The organism is Mucilaginibacter boryungensis (assembly GCF_015221995.1).
GTDB lineage: Bacteria > Bacteroidota > Bacteroidia > Sphingobacteriales > Sphingobacteriaceae > Mucilaginibacter > Mucilaginibacter boryungensis.
Genome location: NZ_JADFFM010000001.1, coordinates 1,889,783 through 1,916,300 on the forward strand (window position 1 = coordinate 1,889,783; position 26,518 = coordinate 1,916,300).

Genomic DNA, 26,518 nt, shown 5'->3' on the forward strand with positions numbered 1-26,518 from the left:
AAATAAATTGATTGGGAAGCAGGAGGTATTTTGGCATCATGCCGGACTTGTTTCGGCAGCTCACATGCATGTCCGTGAGGCAAACCGCCTGATAGCATACCGAAACAAATTCGGTATGACGTTAGCTTATTGTATTCCTGCTATAAAAAATTATGAAGCGAGTTGCGGAGGGTGTAGTATATTAATCGATACGTTTTGCGGGGCCATCTGTTGATAGCGCTCTGGGAAAACCTGCAATAATTGCGATGAAAAAATAATTTTATTAGTAGTGCAGAAAAACACTTGTTGAATAAGGTTTTTTTGCGTTTGGCGTTCTTCGTTCTTTTCCTTGTCTTCGGCAGCCTTTATTTTTTTCATCAGGTAGCAATGCCCGTTACAATGCAGCCAGGGCTTGTCGCGGTTCTCGCAAAGACTACTGGCAATATATTTCTGGTTCAGTTCAAAGCCCGCAAACACAAACAATCTTGTAAAATTAGCTGCGAGTGTGCAAATAATAAGCAATATGGTAATACCACGCTGAAACATTGCTGCAAAGTATAAATAATCTAAAAGTGTTTACACATTATAAATAAAGATTTACATTAAAATGTTTATAACACCGATAAACGTATATCATCAGGTGATAAGATTAAAAGGGTATGGTTATTTGTTGCGCGGAATGATAAACCCGTTTTTTACTTCGTTCATACCTATCTTAGGGTAATATTCCATAGCAGTAGGGGCTGATAGCAATAACAGCATGCTTTCTTCGCTAATAGCTTCCCGCGTTAATTGCACCAGCTTTTTGCCAATACCGGCTTTTTTATATTCATCGCGGATAGCCAGGTCCGACAGATAGCAGCAATAACAAAAGTCAGTCAGCGACCGGGCTACGCCAACCAGCAAGTCACCGTCCCAGGCGGTGGCAAACAGGTTTGAATTATCATACATCTTTTGGATGCGCGCGGCGTCGTTAGTAGGTCGGTTCAGCCCGGCGCTTTCATAAAGATCGATAACTTGCTGTGGTGTCGGCTTAATTGTGGTGCTGTAGGTAATGTTCATGATGCAAATGTATTTTTTAAAACAAAACAAGCAACCAAAAAGGTTGCTTGTTTTGTTTATCATGTGTCATTTCGAACCCGTAGGGAGGAATCTTATACGAATGATATGTATAGCCGTAAAAAATATCTCCCCGTACCTCGCTCGCAATGACAAAGTACGTTATTATTTTACTTTAAAAACGTTATTGGCCCTGTTAATGTCCGGTAATGCCGCATCCGGATCAAGGCGTACACTTTCTACTTCGCTGGTTGTAGGAATAGTAAACGTGATGGCTTTGGTTTGTATCCAGGTTTCAACAGGCAATTGCATGCGTTTTTTGCTGCCATCATTCATAAATACTTCAACCCAAAATGGCATCGGCAGTTTTTCTTTGTTGGCGATAGTTACCGATAGACCCTTTTTCGCATCATTGTCTACATACTTCGCGTCAATAATATCCAGGTCAAGCTTGTAATTATTATAGAACCAGCCTTTCCAGAACCACGACAAGTCTTCGCCAGCACCGCTCTCCATCGAACGGAAAAAATCGTCGGGCTGCGGGTGTTTGTAAGCCCATTTGTGAATGTAGTTACGGAAGGCATAATCAAACCTGTCTTTTCCTAAAATTTGTTCGCGCAGCAGCACCAGGCCAAATGCCGGTTTAAAGTATTCTACCGGGTGGCGATAATTTCCAGGTACGGCATCAGCAGCGGTCATAATAGTAGGGGCGTTGGGATCAACAATAGTCGGGATGATCTCATCAGCCGGGTTGCCTTTATTAGGTGCATATTCACCATCGCGTTTAGGGGCGTATTCACCTTTGTTAAATACATCGCTGGCGTAGATATCAATAAAAGTATTAAAACCTTCATCCATAAAAGCAAAACGGCGCTCGTCCGACCCGACGATCATCGGGAACCAGTTATGGCCTATCTCATGTGCTATCAGCGAGAATAAACCCTCACCTTTGGCACCCATACCATCGAACAAGATACCGGGGTATTCCATGCCACCAGCATGCCCGGCTTCGTTTATAGCCACAGGGTAAGGGTATACAAACCACTTTTGCGAGAAGTATTCAATAGAACCTTTCAGGTATTCGGTAGAACGGCCCCAGTCACTTTCTACCGGGTAAACCGACATGGACAGTGATTTTTTACCGCCCGGCAGGTTTATCCTTGCAGCGTCCCATATATAAGCGTTTGACGCACCAAAAGCCACATCGCGGGTGTTGAACATTTTAAAATGCCAGGTAAGCGTAGGTTTGGCCGATTGATGCGACGAATGGTTAGCCGCCTCGGCAGCGGTGCGTATCATCACCGTTTTATCACTATTACGGGCTTTTGCCAGCCTGCTGATCTGCTGCGGGGTCAATACTTCGTTCGGATTTACCAATTCGCCTGATCCGGCCACGATCATGTTTGATGGCAGCGTAACGGAATAGTCGATATCGCCATACTCGCAATAAAACTCGCCGCTGCCTAAAAATGGCAGGATATCCCAGCCGCTGGTATCATCATAAACACACATGCGCGGGAACCATTGGGCAATTTCGTAAGTGCTACCATTCTTAGTTTTAAAATGGCCGGTGCGGTTTCCGTTGGCCGGTACGGTGTAGTGATATTTGATCAGGATGTTGATCTTACCGCCGTTAGGTGCCAAATCTTTAGGCAAGCGGATCTGCATGCGGGTATCTGAAATGGCATAATTTGCTTTTTGCACTTTACCAGCAACAGATAGTTCAACAGATTCCAGCTCATAGCCTTTGGTGTGCTGCCCTGAAGGCCCGCCGCCTGTGGCGAAGTTAGAACGGGCGTCTTCCTTATAAGTGTTTTGATCTAACTGTACCCACAGGTAGGATAAAGCATCCGGACTGTTGTTGGTGTAAGTGATATTTTCAGTGCCGCTTAATACGTGGGTGGTGGTATCTAAATTGGCCTTCAATACATAATCTACTCGTTGTTTCCAATATTTAGGACCCGGTTCGCCATTGGCTGAATGAAACTCGTTGCCCTTATCGGTATAGTGTAAAGGTTCAAATAACTCTTTAGGTACGTAATTGGATTTAATGGTGTCGTTGGTATTAACCCTGCGGCCACCACGGCGTTGTGCCTGTGTTGAACTAACGACAGTTAATAAAGAAAGGGAAAAAAGTAAAAATTTCATTTTCATAGCGATCAGTTTATGGAAAAGCAAGATACGCACGAAGCATTGAAATTTCAGGCCGGTCTTAAAATTGATACAATTAATAATAGCTTATGTCTGCTATTATAATGTTATCAGTGTTTTCAATTTATTCATTAGTGCCTCATTTCGCAAATCAACCGCGATGATTTTACCGGAAGGGTCTAATAAATAGGTTGTTGGATACGAATTAATATCTTCATAACCATTTATTTGTGTTGTGATGGTGTCTGTTTTTATGTTTGGCCACAAAATATGATGTTCTTTCAAAATTTTTACAAGCGCGTCTTTGCTCCGTTCATCAGCAACACCAATTATCTCAAAATTCTTTTTATTGAATTTTGAATAAACCTCTTTTATTTTGGCAAACTCTTCAATACAAGGGCCGCAGCTTGTGCTCCAAAAGTCAATGAATATATACTTACCTTTTAAGTCATTGGTGTTTATTGTGGTTCCTGATTTCGAACCAGGAGTGACATTAATACCTTTTATAGAAGGTGCTTTAAAACCCAATTGTCTTGAAATAATGGTTGTTGCGGTAGGCTTGGTATTTGTAGTTTTGATGATCTGGTTTGAATTAAATCCGCTAATATCACTGCCTACTAAAGTTATTTCACTGGCGTTATCAGTTACAGACGAAAGCATGAAATTATCCCCGCCAATTTGTGCAAATTGTCCAGGCTTAATGGCATTGGCACGGTTTAAGCTCACAAAATATGGCCTGTCGGGTACAACTGTATAAAATGGGAGATAGGTGTTCCCCTCAGAGCATATCATATACGGTTGCCCTTTATATTTAAAACGCATGTACCTAAACTCAGGGAAGGAAAAAGTCATTGCGAATTTTTTAGGGTTACGCGACTGTTGCATAAATACCGTCCTGGTTCCACCTTTGATTTGGCCATTATACAAGTAAGTTATACTTACCGGCGTAGATGATGCAATTACCAACGATTCATCATGCGTATCTTTTAAAAGAGGTTTTAAAACATCATTAGCATAGTCGCCATCATTATCGGCATCAACTATGTAAACGGGTTCATTATCCTTAAATCCTCCTAATACAGAGATGTAGCATTTTAAAGGTTCACGTGATAGCTTGACAGTATCGCTAAGGTCTATTTTGAAATCTTTAAATTTTTGAATTAATAAAGATTTACTGTAAATGCCCGTTACATAATTTTGATAGTAAAACTGGGCGTTGTCTAACACATAAAAATATTCAACTACATTTTTTAAATTGTCCGGTTTGTTTTTTAGCAGCGGATAGCCTTTGAATTCTTCTTTTAATTCTGTTTCAGTGCTGTTTTTGTAGGTATCTATTGTGCCTATTTCATTGGTCATAAAGCCGCTGGGGCCAATGCCGTTAACCTTGTTAAGATGAAAAGTTATTGAGCTCCTTTTAGGTGGAGCAATATTTGGCAAGACAGTAAGTTGATTTGCCGATTCTTTATTCACCGGTTTTTTAGATTGACCGTAAACTATTGTGCAATAAATAAGTAAGGCTATAATTGTAATGGGGTTTTTAGGCATATATATGTAATAGCTACACCAAATTAAGAACTATTAATTGATTAGTGAAAAGAAGAGACTTTATTAACACACTTTAACATCTAATCAGCTAAATTTTTAACTTTTTAGAACATCGTTTATGGAAAAGCAAGATACAAAGCATCATAGTAAATAGAAACACCTATTTAAAATGATATGATAACCTTAAATTAGCTTAGCAATGAAAAACATTAAAAGCATTAGCATCACAAACCCGTGCCACGAAAAATGGAGCGGGATGACACCGTTAACTAATGGCAGGCACTGTGCTACCTGCTGTAAAACTGTTGTTGATTTTACGACGATGAGTAACCAGCAAATCATAGATGTGCTGTCGGGGGCAAATAACGTGTGTGGCAGATTTATGCCGGCGCAAATGGCACTGTTAAACCAATCGTTGCAAACTCAAAAAACTGTACAGGCTTTTTGGAAAAAGTGGGCTGTGGCAGCGGCTATTTTGTTATGCTCGGTACCAATATATAAAGCCGCAGCTAAGGAAAGGCCTGTGATAACACTTCAACCCATTAAGGCTGATGACAAAATTCAAAAATCGAGAATCGATACTACAGCACAAATTACAATTTCCGGAAAAGTAGTAACCAAGGATGATGGGGCGCCTCTTCCAGGTGCACTTATCAGGGTACCTAACACTAATATCAAGACAGCAACCAGCGTTGGCGGCGATTTTCAATTAGTGATCCCTGCTAAGGTGAAAGAATTTGAAGTAGGATTTATTGGCTTTGAAATAATGAAAATAAAGGTCAAATCAAATCCGGACCATAATTATAAAATAGCTTTAAAGACAAGCACTGCTGTAATGGGAGAGGTGGTTATAGAGCGACAATAATTTCAAGCTATCAATTCAGCCAGAACCCCTTCTTTCAGTGAATACATAGACATGGCTACACGGTAAATTTGCAGCCTGTCCATTACGTAACGGGTAATTAGTGAAGCGACAACGATCATGTCTACCCGCAATGGGATTATCCCTTTCATCGCTGCCCGTTCCTGGTGTGTGGATGAGATGAGGCGAGCGGTCAGTTCTTCAAACTCACTGGTGTTAAAATCCTCACATTTAATGCTTTTTAAATCAAATGCATGACCTTTTTCCAACTCCATCACTTCAATAAAGGTTTCAAATGCGCCAGACGAACCGATGAGCTTTTGTATTTCTATTCCGTTAGCAGCTGTAAAAAGAGGGGTGAGGATATGATCGAGGTAGTTTTGCAGTTCTTCTATCGCTTCGGCTGATATTGGGTCGCTGGTTTGGAAACGTTCCATTAGCCGGGCCGCGCCAATTTCAAAACTTTGCTTCCATTTAATGTGTTCGCTATCGCAGATGATAAATTCTACACTGCCACCGCCGATATCAATGATAAGGGAATTTTCATCCGACAAACAGCCCGAGGCTTTAACACCGTTGTAAATGTATTCGGCTTCTTTATCGCCATCTATTAATTCTATTTCGATGCCGGTTTGCTGTTTTACCTGTTCAATAAAATCCTTGCCATTAGCAGCATTTCGCAGGGCAGAGGTAGCAATAGCCTTAACTGCGCCAACCTCAAATTGCGCGATATGCTGATGGAATTTTTGCATGGTTTTTACACCACGCTCAAATGCATCGGGCTGAATAATACCTTTGTTTATCCCTCCTTTGCCCAGGCGCACGGGTTCGTATAGATGTAATAATTCCTTCGGGTCGTCGGGATTGGCTTCGGCAATCAACAGGTGGAATGTGTTGGTGCCAAGGTCCATTACAGCTACGGGTTTATTCATGTACCTAAAAATAAAAAATCCCCGTAAATGTTTTGCATCACGGGGATAATAATTGTTGATATTGTTTTGGGTTTGAGTGCTTGTTAGTAATCAAAGAATGAAGATTAAAGATTGGGTGCTCTATAACTAATTTTTAATCTTCATTCTCTAAACTGCCGCTACGCGGCGCTTATTCTTTATAAAAAAACCATTTAACTAATTCCTTGTAGCTTGTCTTTTTACCATACATTAAAATACCCACACGGTAAATGCGCGATGCTACCCACGTGGTGAATAAAAACCCACCTATCATTAATGCGCCTGATAGGAACAATTGCCAATCGGGCACCCCAAATGGTACACGCACCATCATAGCCACAGGAGCCGTAAATGGTATAATAGACAGCCAGAAGGCTAAAGAACTATCAGGATTATTAATTAAAAACGCGAATGATAATATATACGTAAACAGCAGGGGCAAGGTTATAGGAAACATAAATTGCTGCGTTTCCGTTTCGCTATCAACTGCCGAACCTACAGCTGCAAATAAAGCGCTGTATAGCAGGTAGCCCGTGATGAAATAGAAAATAAAACAGCTTAAAATGTAGGTGAAGTTGATAGTTTGCAAGCTATCATAAAAACCCATGGCCGGGCTTTTAGGTACGGTACTTTGCTGTGCTGCGGCAGTGCTTTTTGAAACCACCTCGCCGGGTTTATGATAGTTTTTTTCTGTTTTGATAGGCAACTTATCCTTCATAAAAATATTGCCGGCAATAACAGTTACCCCGGTTGAGAGGATTATCCACAACAAAAATTGGGTTAACCCAACCATGCCCACACCAATAATTTTGCCCAGCATTAACTGGAACGGTTTTACCGACGAAACGATAACCTCGATAATACGGTTGGTTTTTTCTTCAATCACCCCACGCATCACCTGCGCGCCATAAATAAACAGCGATATGTATATCAATATTGCGCCTGCAATGCCCGCACCATAAGCCGCGCCTACACTGCTGTCTTTTACACCTTTATCGGTAATTTCTAAAGATTTGATATTAATATCAGGATTTATCTTATGCAATTTTGCAGTGTCAATGCCCGCTTGAACCATGCTATTGTCGCTGGCAATCTGCTTCATTTGGTCTTCTATACTGCTTACAATAGTGAAGTTGGGTTTGCTGCGTGATAGTATTTGTACGCCATCCTTTTTGGTGTAATCGGGAGAGATATTTAAAAGGAAGTCATCCTTATTGGTGTTTTTATCGGCTTTAGCCTGTTCTGTAGCACTTGCCGCATTAATAAATTGCAAATTCTTTTTATTGTGAAATTTGCCCTGGAAAATGCCGCTTTCATCGTGCACGCGGATAACGTGGGTAGCGTTTATTTCATCGCTGTTTTTTACGATGAGAAATATAATGCCATACATTACCAATATTAACCCCGGTACCAGCAAGGTCATCACCACAAACGATTTCTTTTTTACACGGACTAAATATTCGCGCTGTATAATAAGTAATACTTTATTCATGGGCTTAATTTTTCTGGTTTACGGTTTTAATAAATACTTCGTTAAGGCTTGGGATAACCTCCTGCAGCATAGTGATCTGTACCTTGGGTATAAGGTATTGCAATACATCGTTTGATGACTGGCCATTCAGTTTAATACGCATGGTATTAGTATCAATACCAGTTATTTCTTCCTGTAACTCAAAGGGCTGGCTGCCATCAAGCATTAACTTATCCCCGGTGTATTCGATCATATAAGTATCGTTACGGTAGCTGTTGCGGATATCGCGTACTTTGCCATCCAATATCTTTTTCGATTTATTGATCAGGGCAATAGCGCTGCACATTTCCTCGACTGATTCCATACGGTGCGTACTGAATAGGATAGTAGCACCTTTACGGTTCAATTCCATAATTTCGTTTTTGATCTCTTCAGCGTTCACAGGGTCAAAGCCACTAAATGGTTCATCAAGGATGATCAGGTCGGGTTCGTGCAAAACGGTAGCCACAAACTGGGCTTTTTGCTGCATCCCTTTTGATAGTTCTTCAACCTTTTTAGTCCACCAGCTGGTTATTTCCAGTTTTTCAAACCAGTATTTCAGGCGTTTCATGGCCTCGTCGCGGCTTAAGCCTTTCAGGCGGGCCAGATAGATCATTTGTTCGCCTATCTCCATTTTTTTATACAGGCCGCGTTCTTCGGGCATGTAGCCAATGCGTTCTATATGACTTTGGTTCAGCTTTTCGCCGTTGAAATAGATCTCGCCTGAATCGGGTGCGGTAATTTGATTAATGATACGGATAAGGGAAGTTTTACCGGCGCCATTAGGGCCAAGCAAGCCAAATATTTGCCCGCTTTCAACTTCCAAACTTACATCGCTTAACGCGCGGTGACCGGCGTATTGTTTTACAATGTTGCGGATGCTTAACATGTAGTTCAGTTAAATTATTAGTGTGATTTTACTTTAGATGAAAGTACAATAATTATGTTACAACTAATTTGAGTGGGAAAGAAAAAATATCCTATTAGTATATGGAAGGGGGGAGTGATGGATTTACGATGAGGAATAAAAAAAATGGGATAGAATACTAATGCGTAATCTATCCCCAATAGGAAAGAAACCGTTAAGGTTACTTAATATTATAACTTGTAATAGTTTGCTTAGCAATAAGGGTAGTACCAATAAACGCGTCAACTTCAATAAGGCCAATGCCTTTGGCAACATAATACTCACTCATATCAACAGTTTGGAATGGGCTGGTATTGGTGCTATACTGCAATTCGCTGCGCGTATGTATTACATTATTATATGTTTTACCACCAATGGTTTTAGTAATATTTTTTTCCAATATGGTAAGCAGATATTGTGCGGTAACATAAGATGGCGCAGCCGGGTCAACCACGGGTTGTTTATAAGTATCGCCCGCGGCTTTAGTATCATCCAGATAGGGCACTGCATAACCATCGTCATCGCTGTAACTAAAATATGTTGAGCCACTACGGCCGAAATAACCTACAGATGAATCTGTTCCGCTGGTTTCCAGCGCTTTAAAAAATACAGTACCGTTAATATTTTTATTATCTCCGGTCATGGTGATATTGGCTGTTTGTAACGCGGTTTCCCCGGAAACTTGTATGCTGTATTTCCAGGTTGAATTTTTGGTTACCGGCTGGTAACTGTCAGAATTGGTAGTGCCGCCCTCAGCATTGGGGCCTACAACTTCTTTTAAACCGCAGCTGTTTAAAAACAAGGCCAGGGTTATTACTGTGATAGGTATAAGTTTTTTCATTACTGCAAAAATAATAAAAAGCGGTTAGATAGCAATTAATAAGGGAGTTATAAGTGAAGGATTAATGGTTTAGTTTGCAGGCCAGCACAATTATTTTAACTTTGATTTTTAGCATATGAAAAAAATACTGGTAGCCAACCGTGGCGAAATAGCTTTAAGGGTAATGCGTTCCGCGCGCGAAATGGGTATTAAAACTGTGGCGGTTTATTCGGCTGTCGACAGGGACGCGCTACATGTTCGTTATGCCGACGAAGCTGTTTTTATAGGCGAAGCACCCAGTAACCAAAGTTACCTGGTAGGCGAGAAGATCATCGATGCCTGCCGCAAAACCGGCGCCGAGGCCATCCATCCGGGTTATGGTTTTCTTTCAGAGAACCCCGCGTTTGCGCGTTTGGTACGCGAGTCGGGGTTGATCCTGATAGGCCCGTCGCCTGAAGCTATGGAGATAATGGGTAACAAATTGTCGGCTAAAGCCGCGGCTATGAAATATAATATCCCTATGGTGCCGGGTACCGAAGAAGCAATTACCGACGTTGCAGAAGCTAAAAATCGCGCAATTGAAGTGGGTTTTCCTATCCTGATCAAAGCAGCGGCGGGGGGCGGCGGCAAGGGCATGCGTATTGTAGAGCAGGCTGCCGATTTTGAAGAACAAATGCAACTGGCCGTATCTGAAGCTACTTCGGCATTTGGTGATGGTTCGGTGTTTATAGAACGTTATGTATCGTCGCCGCGGCATATTGAGATACAGGTTTTGGGCGACACGCATGGCAATATTGTCCATTTGTTTGAAAGGGAGTGTTCGGTACAACGCCGTCACCAAAAGGTAATTGAGGAAGCGCCTTCATCGGTATTAACCCCTGAAATACGCCGGCAGATGGGCAAGTGCGCGGTTGATGTGGCGCGTTCTGTAAACTATACCGGCGCAGGTACCGTGGAATTTATTTTGGATGAACAACTGAATTTCTTTTTCCTGGAAATGAACACGCGTTTGCAGGTTGAGCACCCGGTATCGGAATTGATCACCAATATTGACCTGGTAAAAGAACAAATAAAAATAGCCAGAGGAGAGGCCATCAGTTTTAAACAGGAGGAACTGGAAATAAACGGTCATGCTATTGAATTGCGTGTTTACGCGGAAGACCCTGCCAATAATTTTCTTCCGGATATAGGCACCCTGCAAACCTATGTTACCCCTAAAGGCCCTGGCGTACGTGTGGACGACGGCTTTGAACAAGGTATGGAAATACCCATTTATTACGACCCGATGATTGCCAAGCTGATAGTTTACGGCAAGGACAGGGCAGAGGCCATTGAACGCATGATACGGGCTATAGATGAATATCAAATTACAGGTATTATCACCACTTTGGCTTTTGGTAAGTTTGTAATGCAGCATCCGGCCTTTACCTCGGGGCAATTTGATACACACTTTGTAAAAAAATATTTTACACCGGAAGTATTGCAATCCGAAAACCAGCTGGAAGCCTTAATAGCCGCATTGGCAATGGAGCAATTACTAAGCTATCAAAAATCAGCGAAAAGCAATGCTACCCCGATTGCCGAAACATCAAACTGGATAAAGAACCGCCGGGTATTATAAGTCCCCAGGTTTTTGCCAGAAATAAGTCGGGTTATTGGTCGCATACCTGTTCGATTCTTTTACCGAGCCGCCTGATATATGCAAAGTGGTGAAATTACCCGGATACAGGTTAACATATTGAATAGGGCCTTTGCCCGGTTTGCCGGTCTCTATATCCCACTCGCTTTTAGCAGCACATTGCAGCCAATACAGGTTTTTACTCATGTAGTAGCCCAGGTAATTATCTTTAGTTTGCTTGTTTTTGTTATTCCAGTTGGCATCATCGTTCAGCACCAGATCGGCAGTGCCATTTTTAACCAGGTGTTGCCTTACTTCTTCAATATTCAATAAATTACCTTTCGTATCTGTTACGTAAGCGTTAAAGGTAGGATCCATCCAAACCCATTTGTTTAAGGTTTTAGACCATACTACGGTAATTACGTGGCAGTCATTGTCCAAAGTATCTTTTGGCATACAGGTAACCACACGGGTTTTAAAGCCTTCTGCCTGGTACACATCACGCAAAATGGTGGCCATCATGCGGCAATTAACTCCCCGGTTCTCTTTTTTACAAACAGCTATTAAATCTACGGCGTTTCTTGACGATGGATTATTTGAGTTACCATCGTGTTTTACCTGGTTATGGACCCAATAAAGCAGGTTCTTAAACTTGCTGATCTCGTCTTTTTTGCCAGCCACCGAATCAAGGTTAAACTTATTTTTTAAATCAACCAGTTCGGGCGATGATGCAGATTGATAGGTAAACACAGGCGATGCATTGGTGGTTTTATTATCATACGGCCCGGATTTTTGCAGGATATATCCCATATCACCACGCTCGCGCAGTGTATTCAAAGCCGCCTTAAAACGCTTATTATCATGCAGGTTTTCTAAATCAGTATCAACCTTTGTATTAGCATAATTACTATAGCCCAGGCTTACGCTCTTTTCCAGCGCAGTAAGCGCTTCTTCGCTTTTGCCATGTAGGTTCACATAACAAGCCAGGTTATAATACATGCCGGGATTCAAACTTTTAAAATTTTGGATAATAGCGGGTGTGGCATGCTCATATTTAGCTATCCACTCGGCGCATAAATTGCCCGCGGTTATATAATCTTTCTTTTCGGTTGCAGCACGCCGGTTGTTTTCAAGTTCGGCTGTATAATTTTTAAAATCGGTAATTTCTTTAGATGGAGCTGGCGACTGGGACATCGCAAACAGGGATATAAGGCAAATGAGCGTAGTGAATAATGATTTTTTCATAGCATGGTTGTTTTAAAGAAGATGCGTTTTAAAACAAAAAGGTTGCACTAATTTAAATTAATTTTTTGAGATGATTATTTTCATTAATTCATCAATCATTACGGTTTGCGCCTGGTTAATCTTCTGTTTCGCCATCGGTACATCGAACCATTCGCCTTTATCAATTTCGGGTATCTCTATCATTTTTCCCGATTTTGGCGGCCATTCAAAGGGGAAGGTGTTGCTTACTATATTGGTTTCGTCTACCTCGGCTTCCACGGCCCAGGTGTGTACCGTTTTACCGCTTTTTAACCTTACGGGTTTCAATTCTATAAATTCGCCATCAATAGTCTGGCCAGTTTCTTCTAAAAACTCGCGTTTTGCGGCAACCAAAGCATCCTCATCATCTGCAAATTCCCCTTTAGGTACCGACCATGCGCCCTCATCCTTATTTTTCCAGAATGGCCCGCCCGGATGCACCAGGAAAACCTGTAATGCTTTATTTCTGATACGATATGCTAATATACCCGCGCTTTGCTTTGCCATATAGTTAATATATAAGCCCCACCCAAACCCTCCCCAGAAGGGAGGGCTTTCGAAAATTTTTTTGTAAAGTCTCCCCATCTGGGGGGAGATTTAGAGGGGGCTTCTATTAAAATTCATAAATTTACCAAATGTTTACCGGAATTATTGAAACCTTAGGCACTGTGACCGATCTTAAACAAGATCAGGGCAATTTGCATATCACTGTAGCATCAGCTATATCACATGAATTAAAGATCGATCAGTCAGTAGCGCACAACGGCGTTTGCCTGACCGTGGTGGCTATTGCCGATGGTACGCATACGGTTACAGCTATTGAAGAAACGTTGAATAAAACCAATATCGGTCACCTCAAAACAGGCGACCTGGTGAATTTGGAACGCTGCATGCAGATGAACGCCCGGTTGGATGGCCACATCGTTCAAGGCCATGTAGACCAGACCGCCGTTTGCACCAATTTTAATGAATTGGATGGTAGCTGGGAATATACCTTTGAGTATGATGCCAGCAAAGGTAATGTCACTGTCGAGAAAGGATCTATCTGTATCAACGGCATCAGCCTCACTGTAGTTAACTCAAAAGCTAACAGCTTTTCGGTAGCCATTATCCCTTATACATTCGAACATACTAATCTGCAAAACGTTCGCCAGGGCGATACCGTCAACCTTGAGTTTGACATTATCGGCAAATATGTAGCCCGCTTAATGCAGCGCTAATTTTTTGTTTGCAGCTGGCCAATACGGCTTTTGGTATAAAACACATAATTCTGCTCCTTTTGCGGTAGTTTGGCATCCAGGTATTTCTTGTAGTATTTCACCGCATTGGCTGTATCTTTCAGTTGTGTATCGTACAGGTTAGCTAACGAGTAATAGGTCATGGGTGTGGCGCTCACCTGGATATCTTTTTGATAAGCCGCTGCGGCTTTCTTATAGTAAACCATCGCGGTGGCTTTGTCTTTTAGCTGGGTATCGTATAGAGTCGCGATAGCATAATATATAGCCGGGTCTTCTTTAAACTGTAAAGCCTTTTGGTAAGCAGACAACGCTTTTTTGTAACGGATCAATTTTTCGTTAGTATCGGCTATCTCGCCATAATAAGCCGGTACATTAGCAGATATGGCCTGCGTAAGCGAATTATTTAGCATCAGCAGCGACCTGTCGTAATCTTTCAGACCTTTAAAGCATAAAGCAGCAAAATAATATCCAAATTCAGTTTGATCCTGATCCCTTATCATGGCAAAAGTTTCGGCGCCGCAGGCGTAGTTTTTGACGCTGTAATAAGATACACCTATGTCATAAAGTACATTCGCATCGGCGGCATCAAGGGCAATTAATTTTTTTCCGGTGGCAATTACTTCGTTAAACTTTTTCTCTTTATAAAGCAGGATAACCATTTTTTGCAGGATAAAAACATTATCTGGATCGCTTTCCGAGGCTTTGTTGAGCACCGCCATGGCTTTATCAAAATTCTTTTGCGAGATATAGAAGCCACTCAGGTCAACTGCAATATCTACATCATAAAAATTCAATCTGTTGGCATGCTGCAGGTAATCAACTGCTGATACGGTATCTTTTTTTCCTGCGGCTATAGCGGCCAGTTTGGTATAAACAGATACATTGGTAGTATCGTGAGACAGGATTCGTTTAAAGAACAATTCAGCTTTTTGATTATTACCCCGTTTCAAATTAATATTAGCAATGCTGAATAATGCGGCTTCATTCGTAGTATCCATATCGTAAACCCGCTGATAGTATGCCTGGGCTTCAGGTAATTTGTTAGCCATTTGGGTAGTATAGGCCAATTTAGCCAGCGCTTTAATATCGGTGATGGGTTCGGGGTAAACCTTTTTCAAGTAATCCGCCGCATCCTGGTAGCGCTGCGATTGGTAATAATCTAACAGCAGAGCATCGTCGACTTTGGTTTGTTGGGCGAATGCAAAAGAGATAAATAGCGAAAATGCGAGGGTAGTGAGGATAGTCTTCATAGTTAATGATATAAAACTAAATTATTAGTTATAAATGAAAAATCCAAGCTTTTAAACAAAAAGATGTTTTAACCTGTTGTAGGATTATTATTTCACCATAAATCAAAAGACAATATGGATACGTTGAAAAAGTTTGCCCTAATGGAGAAGATAGTCCACGAGTTAGAGGACTTGAAAAACAGCCAACAGGCCATTATACAAAAATTGACCAAAATTGAAGTTGACAATATAGACCTTGGCGACAAACGCCTGGAGAAAGACCTGCCCGATATGCACCAGCGCGTATCTGATAACCTGGATACTATTGCAAGTATCCTTGAAGATTTTGCTACCCAAACCGATAAGTTTAGTAACAGCAATAACGTAACCGCTTTGAAGGAGCAGGAAGCGTTGGGAAAATAATAAACCTAAAGTCTTAAGTTAAAAGTCATAAGGCTTCAATTTAAGGCTCCAGACTTTTAATTTAAGACTTACATGAACCGACTGCTAAAAAAGCTTGAAAAAATTGGCCGCGATCCTAAGATAACGGCCAAAGCAGTGGGCTTGTGTTATGTATCTGATAGTACTCCCGGGTACACCCGCAAAAAAAAGGGTAATGGTTTCGCGTTTTACGATGCTGAGGGAAAAGTAGTGAAGGATAAAGAGTTAGTTGAGCGCTTCAGGAAGCTGGTTATCCCGCCGGCTTATACTAATGTTTGGATATCACCTAAAGAGAATGGCCACTTGCAATTTACAGGCACAGATGCAGCCGGGCGCAAGCAATACCGTTATCACCCCGATTGGAATAAGATCCGTAATCAATCAAAATATTACCGCCTGCAAAGTTTTGCTGCTGCCTTGCCAACCATACGGCAGCAAGTAGATAAAGACCTGGACAGGCCCAAGCTTGATCATCAAAAAGTAGTTGCCCTGATTGTACGCCTGATGGAGCTGACCAGTATTAGGGTGGGGAATGAATCGTACAAAAAACTGTATGGATCGTTTGGGTTAACCACCTTGCAGGATAAACATGTAAAGTTTGACGGTACTAAAATTAACTTTGAATTTAAAGGCAAAAAAGGCGTTTTCCATAAAATAACCCTGCAAAGCAGAAAGCTGGCCCGTTTAGTGAAACAATGCCGCGATATCCCAGGCAAAGAGTTGTTTCAATATTATAATGAGGCGGGAGAACGCTGCTCTGTTGGCTCGGGAGATGTGAATAATTACTTAAAGGAGATCACCGGTGAGGATTTTACCGCTAAGGATTTCCGCACCTGGGCAGGTAGCGTAAGCGCTTTATACGCGTTTAAAGAAGCCGGCGAGTTTGATACCATAACTGAATGTAAAAGAAAAATAGTTAGCGTGCTTGATGAGGTGGCTATGAATTTGGGCAATACACGCACTGTATGTAAAAAGTACTATGTGCACCCAACCATAATAAAAAGCTACGAAGAGGGGCACTTATTTCAATATATTAAGGAACTGGATGGGCATGAAGATATTAAAGCAGCTGAATTGAATAAAGCAGAAAAAGCCCTGTTACAACTGCTGGATACAGAAAAACTGGCGGAGGCCAGCTAAAGGTTATTGTTTTGCTAAAGTGTATTCACCCCAAAAGTCGGTAGGGGCGGTGGTTTGCGCTTCCAGTCCCAACTTTGCGGCCATTAAGCCCTCGGCATCGGGCATTATTGGCACTTGTTTAAATTTAATCGGTACTTTGTCAGGTAAAATGCTTGTACCGTTTAGCATGATATGGTAATTGAACCTTGGGGTGTTTACGGACAAACCAACATGTTTAAGCGATACGGCAAGTTCATAAGTATAGGCCATTTTATTATCAAATTTTTCAGCCGCCTTGATATCGTTATCGTTATAAACCGAAATAAGGGTATCTATACCCTTTATCCCGGTAACCATTATCAGTTTTGATTTCTCTTCCAGCCGGCGATTGTTTTGCATTACAATTGAATCGGCAGCATTAACTGTTGCTGTTTGTTCATAAAAAGATTTGCTGATGTTTAACGCAGGCCTGGCATTTCTTTCAAACACCGGGTAAGTTATTGTTTGGGCTTCTTTATCTTTTTTATCACCTGCAGCAACCGTGAAACTAATACCACCATTTAATATTTTACTAATAACCGACCGGTCTTTTGCCTGTATAGTTAAGTATAAATTATTGTCATCGTTTGATATGGTATAAAACACTTCTGTCGCATGGTTAAATGCGTGGAATTGGTTATCCCATTCAGTTGCTTTGCCATCAATTTTAATATTAACAGGTGCACGTAAACTTATTTCCTGTTTGTTAGGGAGTTTTTGCGCTGATAAATGAAGTCCATAAAAGCTTATCAAAATAAAAAATAAGCTGTATTTAAAAGATGTTTTCATGTGGTTAAAGATATACGATATCTTTCGTATATCAAAATATAAGAAAGCCGGGATAGCCCGGCTTTCTTTCAGCAACATGTATTAACTGATCTCACAATACTTAGTTATTCTTTTTAGTGGTGATAATTATCACCCCATTCTTTCCCTTGTCGCCGTATTTGTCTGTAGCAGCATCGCCTTTTAAAACGCTTACACTTTCAATATCAGCGGCTGAAACTTTCTTTAATTGTTTTTGGGTAGCTTCCTTGCCATCAATAACTACCAATTTGTTCGAAAAGTTATCAATTGTCGCGGCGCCATTGAATGATCTGTAATTTTGTATGCCGGTAATTTTGTTACCCGAAGCATATCCTCTTACAGTTACCGCGCTTAAAGCCGGATGCGCCGTTCCAATAGTAACCGCGCCTGATGTATACACTGTATCACCAACAATCACATTACCTTTTGTGCCGGGGCGGGAAATAACTGTAAGTGTTGTAGGTTTAAGGCTGCTTGAACTTCTTGTGATTGCTACCCGTTGTAATTGATGCCCTTCTACTACTTTTTCATTCAGGCCTTTTATAATCACCGTATCTACGGTTAAACGGCCGGTTAGGGTTTTATCATCTGCGTGGTCTTTGGTAATGATATAAATCACGCCTTTATCGCCTTCTTTTTTCACATTAACAGTGGCAATTTTATCGGGGCTTATGGTTTCAAGCGCGTCATCTGTTTTTATGCCATTAATATAAATTACAGGCTTGTTGTTTCCGTTTAGCCTTACCTTAATAATTTTGCCGGTATCGCTTACTGAAAGCGGCATGCCTTGCGCTATTATTACATCCTTGCTGGTATCGCGCAGCATTTTAAACATCACTTTGTTAAGCACAGGGCCGCCCTGGCGACTATTTTCCCCGGCAGAATCACCTGCTATATTTATGTGACTAACCGCTGTCAATTGAACGGTATTTCCTCTGGTATTGCTGCTTGTAGCTGGCTCATCCATTAATGTGATCCTGTTCACTACCGTTTTAAAGGTGTGTATCATATGGGCGCTCTTTTTAGCTACTTTATTCAGTTCGGCTTTCGATACCGAGAAAATAAGCAGCAGGCACATTACAGCAGGTATTAAAAACAAATACCGGGTAATATTTACGTTCGAAGATCTTTTAGCATTCATCATAATTATGCGTTTTTTAATGGTTGAAATGTTGAAGTGGTTCACGATGGCATTGTTTTGTGCACCAAAGTTTACATTGATGAGGCTGTATTGGTATGCTTTGCAGTCTACACCTTTTTTCAGGATCTTGTGGTCGGTTATAAACTCAATATTCTCGCGTATTGCCCTTTTCATTAACCATATACCAGGGTTAAACCAATAGCATATAGCGCTGATCTCGCCCAATAATATATCCAGGGTGTGCCACTCGCTTACATGTATTTGTTCATGCTCTAAAATGGCATCCAGTTCGTGCGGTGGATGGTTTTCGGGATTAATATAAATATTGCGCCAAAAGGAAAATGGGTTGATGTTCCCTTTAATAATACGGATAACATAATGACGCAGCTGTGCCGGTTCAGAACGTTTATGCAGTTTATATAATGAAAGTAGTTGTGTTAGCAGCCTTATAGCGAATACAGTAACGCCTGTCCAAAATGCTGTAAGCAGCCAAAACCATATATCGTGCCCCAAAAACGTTTTGGTGATGTTTCTAACCGGCTCCTGCCAGTTAACTACCACTACCTGTATAGGTTTGGCAATCTCTTCGTGGCGGTTCAGAAATTCGGATAGGTTGAGCCTTGGATAAAGCGTTGAAAATACAATAGCCGTTACCAGGTACGCCCGGTTAAGATTATAAAAAGTAAGATGGCGCAGTACCGCGTAATAACCCGCGCAGAATATCAGCAGGGCTACATTCACTTTTATCAGGTAAATAAACAAAGCTGGCATAGCGTTTATTTTTTATTGTTTTCAATAAGGTTGATGATATCCTGCAATTCGTTGGCGCTTATTTTCTTTTCTTTAGCGAAAAATGTCACCAGTTCCTTGTACGAGTTTTGGAAGTAATCGCTCACAAAACCGTTCATAAAACGTTTTTTATAATCGGCTTCAGCTATAATGGGATTATACCGATAGGAATTGGCAACCTTAATGGCTTCTAAAAAACCTTTGCGCTCCAGGTTTTTAACAGTTGATGCCAGGGTAGTGTAGGGGGGCTTTGGCTCGTTCAACAGGTCTAAAAAGTCCTTAATAAAACCACCGCCGCTTTGCCAAATTACCTGCATTGCTTCTTCTTCTTGTATTGTTAATTTTTCCATTTCGTACGATTATTTAGTAAACCTACGAAAGTTTCGTAATAAACAAAACTATTTAACAATTTTTAACAAGAAAGTTATTTAGGAGGGGGTAGGATAAGAGAGAGGCATCGCCAAATTATGTGTGTCATTTCGACCAGCGGGAGAAATATTATACGCGCAGCCAGGATGACGTAGAAGATTTCTCCTCACGCCAGGCATCGCCAATACAGGTTCGTTCGAAATGACAAGGTTGTAAACAATTAAAGGCCACTCAATTTGAATGGCCTTTAATTGTTTTGCTATCAAATTTATTTCAAACTTGCCCTGATCTTTTTTACATCGGCAGCTTTAACAGCGCTGGCCTTGTTGCCAAAGCTGTTACGTACATAAGTTAGTACGTTGGCCACCTCCTGATCGGTTAGCGTAGCTTGCGCTGGCATGGGGTTGGTGTAGGTGTCGCCATTTATTTCAACCCCTTCGTTAAAACCTTTTAATACAATTTGTATCATTTTGTTCTTATCGCCAAGCACGTAAGTGGTGCCAATAAGCGGCGGGTTCATATTGGCCACACCACCGCCATCAGCCATATGGCATGAAAGACAATGCAGGGTATAAACCTTTTTACCGGCAGCTATTGATGAGCTTAATCCAGCTACTGTGGATTTTGAAGTGGTTTTATGCGCTTGAGCATATAATTGTGTGGTGCCGACTAAAACAAGTAGGCCTAATAAGCAATAAATTTTTTTCATTATTTTTTATAAGATATACGGTATAAAGCGCCTTTTGTGTCATCGGTAACATATAGCGAACCATCTGGGCCCTGTGCTAAGCCACAAGGTTTATGATCAACCCGGCCAGAAGCTGTTTTTTCAGGCGAGCCTGAAAATCCATCAGCAAAAACTTCCCATTGGCCATCAGGCTTGCCATTTTTAAACGGCTGAAAAACTACATAAAAACCAGCTTGTGGTTCAGGCGCGCGGTTCCATGAACCATGAAAAGCAATAAAAGCGCCGTTTTTGTACCGCTCGGGGAATTGGTTACCTGTGTAAAATAGTAATCCGTTAGGGGCCAGGTGACCGGGGAAAGCTACCACAGGATCAATAATAGATTTGTCGCCTTCTTTTTTCTTATCACCGCCGTATTCAGGGGCTACTATTTTTTTGTGCTGCAATTGGTCGTAGTATATAAATGGCCAGCCCGCGTTATCCCCTTTCTTAAGTGCATACATACATTCGGCAGGCAATAACGCCGATTCTTTAGTGGTATACATATCGGGGAAAATGTCATGGAGTTGATCCCGGCCGTGCTGCATCACAAACAGCTGGTTAAGTTGCTGGTTCCAGTCAAGCCCTACCACATTCCTTAAGCCGGTAGTATAGCGTACGCCATCTTTATATGTCTGGTTCGGTTTATCAGCCTTAAACATCCAAATGCCACCCGCCGAATCCAGGATAGGGCAGCCTTTGATGCCCATTGAACCCTTTTCGCGATCCTTTTCCTGGCACGAGTTTGAATAGGCGCCAATGTTTACATAAATATTGCCGGCATTATCCAGCACAATTGATTTGGTTTCGTGCTGGCGCCCCATTTTTAAACCAGTGATGATCTTTTCTGGCTCGTTAGGGTTAATAACTTCATAGTTAGCATTTACCTTATATCGGAATACTTCCTGGTTTGATGAAGCATACAGATAGCCATTTTTTAAATAAATACCCGTGCCGCCATAATTTCCAAAACCCGATATAATAGTGGCTTTACCATCAGCGGCTTGCTTTAAAACCAGTATGGCTTTACCTTCTTTATTGGGCCGGGCCAGCTTTATATATATTAAACCATTAGGGGTTACCACAAGGTGCCTTGGCCTGGCGCCGGTTTCAGCAATAATAGTGACATTAAACCCTGCGGGGATTTTCAGGCCAGCATTATCATTATCGATGTTTATAGCCTGGTAAAATGCAGACCGGATGGCCGGGGCTACAAGCAGTAGCGTAGCCGTAAGTATCATCGGTACAAACGATGTTAATAATTGTTTCTTTTTCATAGTAATATAGCAGAGCTACGAATATAGTTTATTACTCTAAAAATAAATTATGTAATTTTGGCTTACTTGTGTATAATATACGTTACAATTGCATCATTTACAGGTGATTTGGCTGTAAGTAATACCCGGTAAATATCATGATGCTCCCAGCTGCTTTTCAAGCCCTGGTCTTCAGGAGTGGTTAGCTCCATTTTTTCTTTTTTGATGCCCCATAGTTTCGCGTTATAATCAAGCGTTACCTTTTTACCATTAGGTAAATCAAATATAATTTTACCGCTTTGGCTAATATCAACCGGGCACACCGTCATAAAACTTTGCGTTAACGTTTGTATGGGTGTTGATGTGCTGAAATTGTCGTCAATTTCAATTTTACCTGCTTTGTTGACAGTGACGGTACGTTGCAGGCTGTTAATACCAGTATTAGATGGATAAGCCGGCTTAATATCCATCGCTAACTTCGCCGTAGTGCCATTTAAACTATATTTTACATCGGATGCTGCATATTTAATGCCTGCAGACTGCTGCAGACCGTTTATTGCCGGTAAATTATGATAAGGTGAAGTGTTGAACCATAAACTATATCTGTCTTTACCAAAAGTGCGCGCTGTATAAGTTCCGGAACCAACATCTATTATTACGGGATAGCCATCGGCATACACTACAAAATCGCCCACATCATTATGGTTATGGCTTTCGCCATTATTTCCGGCATGACTGGCCACAAACAACCCGTTGTTTGTGCGCGATGCCATTAATTGTACATCATTGAACCATACATCGGGCACATCGGTAAATTTGCTGCCGTTGCCGGTCATGCCGCTTAACGCAAATAGGTTATATAATGCCCGACTGCGGTGAAACCCTTCTGTTTTTATTTCGCGGTGTTCTAAAGCATTAAAAGACCAATCGCCGAAATCGGCCAGCTTGGGATCATTAATCGCTTTGCCGAAGCGGTGCAGCATCACACCATCTGGTGTCATTTCCGGGTGAGCGTCGGCTACGTTAATAAAATATCTGCCGGCAATATGGGTTTTATAAATATACGATGCCATTTTTTTGGTGAATGGATCGTTATAAATGTTCAGCTTGTTATCAGTAGCATCACTAAGCAGGTTTAGCACATCAAACACTGCCCCGCCGGCAGCAAACCAATAGCTTGGGCCCTCATCACAGCCACCATCTTCGCCCAATCCGTTAATATATTGGTCGGTAATCTTCATGGCTATTTCAAGTGCATGCGCGCGTTTTGTTTCATCTTTTTCTAAAAGAAGATTGGCGGCCGTATAATTAGCCATTATCCACGGCGCCCAGTTATTTAATTTTGCCTGCGGATTGTTGCCCCCTGCCCAGCCATACTTAGCGGTAAGCATAGGCGTGAAGATGCGCCGGTTTACTTCGTAATAAATACGCGGGCGGATGAGTTTAGATACCTTTTCCAGCTTAGGTCCCACAAAATAGTCGGCCCAGCCCAATATACAAGCGGTTTCGCCCGAAAATAGTTCAACAATAGGGTCTTGTACATCGGGCAAACCCGGCCCTGCTTTTTGTGCGCCTAAATGCGCGGTAGCGCCCCAAAAAGTTTCTTCGCAGATAGACCATACGCCGTCGGCAATATGATCAGTAAAGCGGCCCTTATCTTCCAACGTTTCAGCCAGTACCAGGTCAAATAATTGATTACGCTTAGCGAACGACAAAGCTTCGTAATCGCTCCGGTTACCACTGCGCACAAATTCAAGGGTCACCGATGCAGGGATATTGTTGAATGGTTTCTTTAATGCAGTTTCGCCATTTGCAATTATTTTCCTTATTACCGAATCGGGTAGTTGCCTGCGCCATTCCGCGGCGCTTTGTGGGAATGGTTTCCATTTGCTTTGGGGGATAAGCCACTCGCCCACCTGCTGCTGCGAAAACTTTTGCAGCAAATTGCGCGGTGTGATTTGCGCCCGTAGCGATATAGTTAATAAGAGTAAGCTTGCTGTGATGATAGCTGTTGTTTTCATAAGATAGATAAATGTAGCAGGTGCATAAATATCATTAAAAAAAATTTAATTCTGTAATTAAGCAACCAACCAATATATTATAAGGTAAAAACTGGTATATGTCAATTTTTAAAGAATATAATATTTGAAATTTATATTATACCAGAATATAGTTTTATGAAATTAAGATGAAACGGAATATATAGTACAACTGGATTAAACCATTATATATGGCCAGCGTCTATAACTGTATAAAAACTAAAACTTGAAAAAATGAAAAAGTTAATATTAATGTCGGCTTTGGTGATGGGTGGTTTAGGTATAAAAACTGCTGATGCACAATTAGGTATCCACGTTAATTTACGTTTTGGTACCCCGGTTTACGCTCCTGCCCCGGTAGTGGTTAACGAGCCGGTATATGAGGACTATTATTACCTGCCCGAAGCAGAGGCTTACTATAGTGTTGGTGAACATTGCTACTACTATCAGGATGGCGACAGATGGATATCAGCTGCTTACTTACCTGGCCGTTATCGTAATTTTGACTGGAGGACAGCACGCCGTTACGAAATACATTCTAACCGTCCGTTTATGCACCACGATGTTTACCGTGGCAGGTTTGGCGGTCGTATGGAACGCGGTGATGTATATGCAAGAGGTGGCTATTCAAACAGGGATTTTAATAACGGCCGCGACAGACATGACCAATACGATAACCGTGGCGGCTTCGACCGCAGGGATAATAATCGTGGTGGGTTTGACAGGAGAGATGACCGTAACCAAGGTGGCTATAACCAACCTATGCCTGAGAGAAATCAAGGCGGTTACAACCAAAATCCAGACCGTAACCAGGGTGGCTATAATCAACCAAGCCAGGGCGGTTATAACCAACAAATGCCGGGCCGTAACCAGGGCGGATATAATGGTGGCAGCCAACCTTCACAGGATCAGGGCCAACGTGGCGCAGGCCGCGGCTATAACCAGGACGGCAGCAGCCAGCCAACTAACCACACAGGCGGCCAGAACCGTGGAGGCAACATGAACGAACACTTTGCCGCAAGCAACATGGGTGTAATACAAGATAGGTCGGCCTTAGCACGCCCGGTACGCAATTAATATTACCAACTCAACATATATAACAAATGCCGCTCTTTATAGGGCGGCATTTCTTGTTTAATATGCGATATAGTTATGTGGTCAGTAACTGCTGGCCACAGTCAGCAAGTCAAGCGCTTCTTCGTTTAAATGCAGTTCTGTAGCATTAATCAAAGCTTGCAATTGCTCAATACTTGTGGCACTGGCGATAGGTGCCGTAATACCGGGCCGTGTCATTAGCCAGGCCAAAGCTACGCTGGCTTGCGATGTTTGGTGCTGATCGGCTACTTTATCCAAGCCATCAAGTATGCGGTAACCACGGTCGTTAAGATATATTTTTATGCCTTGCCCGCGTTTACTTTTTCCGAAATCGGCTTCAGAACGATATTTGCCGGTAAGAAAGCCACTGGCTAAGGAATAGTAGGGCACCACGCTTATACCCCGTTCAACACAAAGCGCTTGCAGATTGGTTTCATAATCCTGCCGAGCGTAGAGATTATATTCGGGCTGCAAGGTTTGATAGGATGGCAGGCCATGACTGGCGGCTGTTTGCAATGCATCGGCTAAACGGTTAGCCTTATAGTTTGAGGCACCGATAGCCCGCACTTTGCCTTCTTTTATCAATTGGCCATAGGCTTCTAATGTTTCTTCAAATGGCGTGTCCTTGTCGTCCTCGTGCGATTGGTATAGGTCTATATAATCGGTTTGCAAACGCTTTAATGAGGCTTCAGCCGCTTGTTTAATATATTTGGCTGATAGCCCTTTTTTGCCATCGCCCATATCTTTACCAACCTTGGTTGCCAATATAACTTTATCCCGTTTGCCCGATTGCTTAAACCATTTGCCAATGATCATCTCCGAATCGCCACCGGTATTACCTTGTACCCAACGCGAGTAAACATCGGCAGTGTCAATAAAGTTAAGGCCTGCATCCGTAAAAGCATCCATCAATTTAAAGGAAGCGGCCTCGTTTACCGTCCAGCCAAATACATTGCCGCCAAACATTAGCGGACTAACAGCAATTCCGGTTTTACCTAATTCGCGTTTTTCCATATGTTAAATATAGTCTTATCGTTTAACAACCGAAACCTGTTCGGCTAACTCGTCAACCCAACCCGAAAAATAAGGGTCGGTGCCAGCCACCCGGTGCCATTCGCCTTCGTCATCGCGGGCAATCACTAAATGTAATGTTTCGTCGGTTGATAAAAATTCATACGCATCCTTCCCGGCGAAAGTAACCGGCGTGGCTATTCCTTCAATCGGACTGTCAGATCCGGTAAGTGTTACATCAATAGGTGTTTTCATAATAAGTATTTGTTGCATAACACCATAATCCGGTTTGTGTTTAATCTTCCCACTAAGGATAGGATTAATTGAAGCTATATCCTTAAGCTAACGTTGATGCGCTTTTAAAACCATAGCGTGTTTAGGTTATTGATTAACAGTGATTTACTGTTAATTCGTATATGAAATATTTCCCTGGCAGGGTAGGGCGTATAGGGATGAAATTATTTTTCGTGAATGTGTATATATTATAGCTAATCGTAAAAGTATTTCATAGTATTGGATGGACGGGATTATTGGCACTGTTTTTACTATATTGT

General features: G+C 41.8%; 25 protein-coding genes. 6 read left to right on the plus strand and 19 right to left on the minus strand.

Features of this window, described 5'->3' with window-relative positions; all coding sequences use genetic code 11:
• Positions 1 to 150: 150 nt before the first annotated feature.
• From IRJ18_RS07930 to IRJ18_RS07945, 4 genes are all read right to left on the minus strand, one after another.
• Positions 151 to 525, minus strand: a complete 375-nt coding sequence (locus IRJ18_RS07930; RefSeq protein ID WP_194105654.1) for a hypothetical protein — start codon at positions 523 to 525, stop codon at positions 151 to 153.
• A 117-nt stretch (positions 526 to 642) separates the two neighbouring features.
• Positions 643 to 1,041 carry a GNAT family N-acetyltransferase gene (locus IRJ18_RS07935; protein ID WP_194105655.1) on the minus strand — a complete coding sequence of 133 codons (399 nt, stop codon included), beginning with the start codon at positions 1,039 to 1,041 and terminating at the stop codon, positions 643 to 645.
• 162 nt (positions 1,042 to 1,203) lie between these two features.
• Positions 1,204 to 3,192 (minus strand): M1 family metallopeptidase, encoded by a 1,989-nt coding sequence (locus IRJ18_RS07940; protein WP_228072621.1) that lies wholly within the window; start codon positions 3,190 to 3,192, stop codon positions 1,204 to 1,206.
• A 96-nt stretch (positions 3,193 to 3,288) separates the two neighbouring features.
• Positions 3,289 to 4,737: a TlpA family protein disulfide reductase gene (locus tag IRJ18_RS07945; RefSeq protein WP_194105656.1), complete on the minus strand. Its 1,449-nt coding sequence runs from the start codon at positions 4,735 to 4,737 to the stop codon at positions 3,289 to 3,291.
• A 199-nt stretch (positions 4,738 to 4,936) separates the two neighbouring features.
• Here IRJ18_RS07945 and IRJ18_RS07950 point away from each other — a divergent pair, with 199 nt between their 5' ends.
• Positions 4,937 to 5,602 (plus strand): carboxypeptidase-like regulatory domain-containing protein, encoded by a 666-nt coding sequence (locus IRJ18_RS07950; RefSeq protein WP_194105657.1) that lies wholly within the window; start codon positions 4,937 to 4,939, stop codon positions 5,600 to 5,602.
• 2 nt (positions 5,603 to 5,604) lie between these two features.
• Here IRJ18_RS07950 and IRJ18_RS07955 read toward each other — a convergent pair whose 3' ends face one another.
• The 4 genes from IRJ18_RS07955 to IRJ18_RS07970 form a co-directional block, all read right to left on the minus strand.
• The gene (locus tag IRJ18_RS07955; protein WP_194105658.1) at positions 5,605 to 6,531 is read right to left on the minus strand and encodes a Ppx/GppA phosphatase family protein; all 927 of its coding nucleotides are present in this window, start codon (positions 6,529 to 6,531) and stop codon (positions 5,605 to 5,607) included.
• Positions 6,532 to 6,700: 169 nt separating this feature from the next.
• Positions 6,701 to 8,041: an ABC transporter permease gene (locus IRJ18_RS07960; RefSeq protein WP_194105659.1), complete on the minus strand. Its 1,341-nt coding sequence runs from the start codon at positions 8,039 to 8,041 to the stop codon at positions 6,701 to 6,703.
• Positions 8,042 to 8,045: 4 nt separating this feature from the next.
• Positions 8,046 to 8,948, minus strand: coding sequence for an ABC transporter ATP-binding protein (locus tag IRJ18_RS07965; RefSeq protein ID WP_194105660.1), 903 nt, complete (start codon positions 8,946 to 8,948; stop codon positions 8,046 to 8,048).
• Positions 8,949 to 9,147: 199 nt separating this feature from the next.
• Positions 9,148 to 9,807: a hypothetical protein gene (locus IRJ18_RS07970; RefSeq protein WP_194105661.1), complete on the minus strand. Its 660-nt coding sequence runs from the start codon at positions 9,805 to 9,807 to the stop codon at positions 9,148 to 9,150.
• 115 nt (positions 9,808 to 9,922) lie between these two features.
• Between IRJ18_RS07970 and accC the strand changes: the two genes are divergently transcribed.
• Positions 9,923 to 11,407 (plus strand): acetyl-CoA carboxylase biotin carboxylase subunit, encoded by a 1,485-nt coding sequence (gene accC, locus IRJ18_RS07975; protein WP_194105662.1) that lies wholly within the window; start codon positions 9,923 to 9,925, stop codon positions 11,405 to 11,407.
• On the opposite strand, the gene IRJ18_RS07980 is transcribed toward accC, so the two are convergent.
• Complete coding sequence (locus IRJ18_RS07980; RefSeq protein WP_194105663.1) at positions 11,402 to 12,649, minus strand: transglutaminase-like domain-containing protein; 1,248 nt, start codon at positions 12,647 to 12,649, stop codon at positions 11,402 to 11,404. The two genes, accC and IRJ18_RS07980, sit on opposite strands and share 6 nt — an antisense overlap.
• Positions 12,650 to 12,706: 57 nt before the next feature.
• Positions 12,707 to 13,174, minus strand: coding sequence for an NUDIX domain-containing protein (locus IRJ18_RS07985; RefSeq protein WP_194105664.1), 468 nt, complete (start codon positions 13,172 to 13,174; stop codon positions 12,707 to 12,709).
• Between the two features lie 128 nt (positions 13,175 to 13,302).
• On the opposite strand from IRJ18_RS07985, the gene IRJ18_RS07990 reads away from it, so the two are divergent.
• Positions 13,303 to 13,887 (plus strand): riboflavin synthase, encoded by a 585-nt coding sequence (locus IRJ18_RS07990; RefSeq protein ID WP_194105665.1) that lies wholly within the window; start codon positions 13,303 to 13,305, stop codon positions 13,885 to 13,887.
• Here IRJ18_RS07990 and IRJ18_RS07995 read toward each other — a convergent pair.
• The gene (locus tag IRJ18_RS07995) at positions 13,884 to 15,155 is read right to left on the minus strand and encodes a tetratricopeptide repeat protein (protein ID WP_194105666.1); all 1,272 of its coding nucleotides are present in this window, start codon (positions 15,153 to 15,155) and stop codon (positions 13,884 to 13,886) included. The two genes, IRJ18_RS07990 and IRJ18_RS07995, sit on opposite strands and share 4 nt — an antisense overlap.
• A gap of 114 nt (positions 15,156 to 15,269) precedes the next feature.
• Here IRJ18_RS07995 and IRJ18_RS08000 point away from each other — a divergent pair, with 114 nt between their 5' ends.
• Both IRJ18_RS08000 and IRJ18_RS08005 read left to right on the plus strand, forming a co-directional pair.
• A complete protein-coding gene (locus tag IRJ18_RS08000) occupies positions 15,270 to 15,557 on the plus strand; it encodes a hypothetical protein (RefSeq protein WP_194105667.1) in 288 nt (95 codons plus the stop codon).
• A gap of 72 nt (positions 15,558 to 15,629) precedes the next feature.
• On the plus strand, positions 15,630 to 16,715 hold the full coding sequence (locus IRJ18_RS08005; RefSeq protein WP_194105668.1) for a DNA topoisomerase IB: 1,086 nt from the start codon (positions 15,630 to 15,632) through the stop codon (positions 16,713 to 16,715).
• A gap of 3 nt (positions 16,716 to 16,718) precedes the next feature.
• Here IRJ18_RS08005 and IRJ18_RS08010 read toward each other — a convergent pair whose 3' ends face one another.
• The 6 genes from IRJ18_RS08010 to IRJ18_RS08035 form a co-directional block, all read right to left on the minus strand.
• Positions 16,719 to 17,522, minus strand: coding sequence for a hypothetical protein (locus IRJ18_RS08010; RefSeq protein ID WP_194105669.1), 804 nt, complete (start codon positions 17,520 to 17,522; stop codon positions 16,719 to 16,721).
• Between the two features lie 100 nt (positions 17,523 to 17,622).
• A complete protein-coding gene (locus IRJ18_RS08015) occupies positions 17,623 to 19,452 on the minus strand; it encodes a M56 family metallopeptidase (protein WP_194105670.1) in 1,830 nt (609 codons plus the stop codon).
• Between the two features lie 5 nt (positions 19,453 to 19,457).
• Positions 19,458 to 19,820 (minus strand): BlaI/MecI/CopY family transcriptional regulator, encoded by a 363-nt coding sequence (locus IRJ18_RS08020; protein ID WP_194105671.1) that lies wholly within the window; start codon positions 19,818 to 19,820, stop codon positions 19,458 to 19,460.
• A gap of 287 nt (positions 19,821 to 20,107) precedes the next feature.
• Positions 20,108 to 20,548, minus strand: a complete 441-nt coding sequence (locus tag IRJ18_RS08025) for a c-type cytochrome (RefSeq protein WP_194105672.1) — start codon at positions 20,546 to 20,548, stop codon at positions 20,108 to 20,110.
• Positions 20,548 to 21,840 (minus strand): PQQ-dependent sugar dehydrogenase, encoded by a 1,293-nt coding sequence (locus IRJ18_RS08030; protein ID WP_228072622.1) that lies wholly within the window; start codon positions 21,838 to 21,840, stop codon positions 20,548 to 20,550. The genes IRJ18_RS08025 and IRJ18_RS08030 overlap by 1 nt, the downstream gene beginning before the upstream one ends.
• A gap of 62 nt (positions 21,841 to 21,902) precedes the next feature.
• A complete protein-coding gene (locus tag IRJ18_RS08035; RefSeq protein WP_194105673.1) occupies positions 21,903 to 23,840 on the minus strand; it encodes a heparinase II/III domain-containing protein in 1,938 nt (645 codons plus the stop codon).
• A gap of 252 nt (positions 23,841 to 24,092) precedes the next feature.
• Here IRJ18_RS08035 and IRJ18_RS08040 point away from each other — a divergent pair, with 252 nt between their 5' ends.
• Positions 24,093 to 24,935: a hypothetical protein gene (locus IRJ18_RS08040; protein ID WP_194105674.1), complete on the plus strand. Its 843-nt coding sequence runs from the start codon at positions 24,093 to 24,095 to the stop codon at positions 24,933 to 24,935.
• Between the two features lie 81 nt (positions 24,936 to 25,016).
• On the opposite strand, the gene IRJ18_RS08045 is transcribed toward IRJ18_RS08040, so the two are convergent.
• Both IRJ18_RS08045 and IRJ18_RS08050 read right to left on the minus strand, forming a co-directional pair.
• Positions 25,017 to 25,967: an aldo/keto reductase gene (locus IRJ18_RS08045; RefSeq protein ID WP_194105675.1), complete on the minus strand. Its 951-nt coding sequence runs from the start codon at positions 25,965 to 25,967 to the stop codon at positions 25,017 to 25,019.
• Between the two features lie 15 nt (positions 25,968 to 25,982).
• Positions 25,983 to 26,219 (minus strand): hypothetical protein, encoded by a 237-nt coding sequence (locus tag IRJ18_RS08050; protein ID WP_194105676.1) that lies wholly within the window; start codon positions 26,217 to 26,219, stop codon positions 25,983 to 25,985.
• Between the last annotated feature and the right edge of the window lie 299 nt (positions 26,220 to 26,518).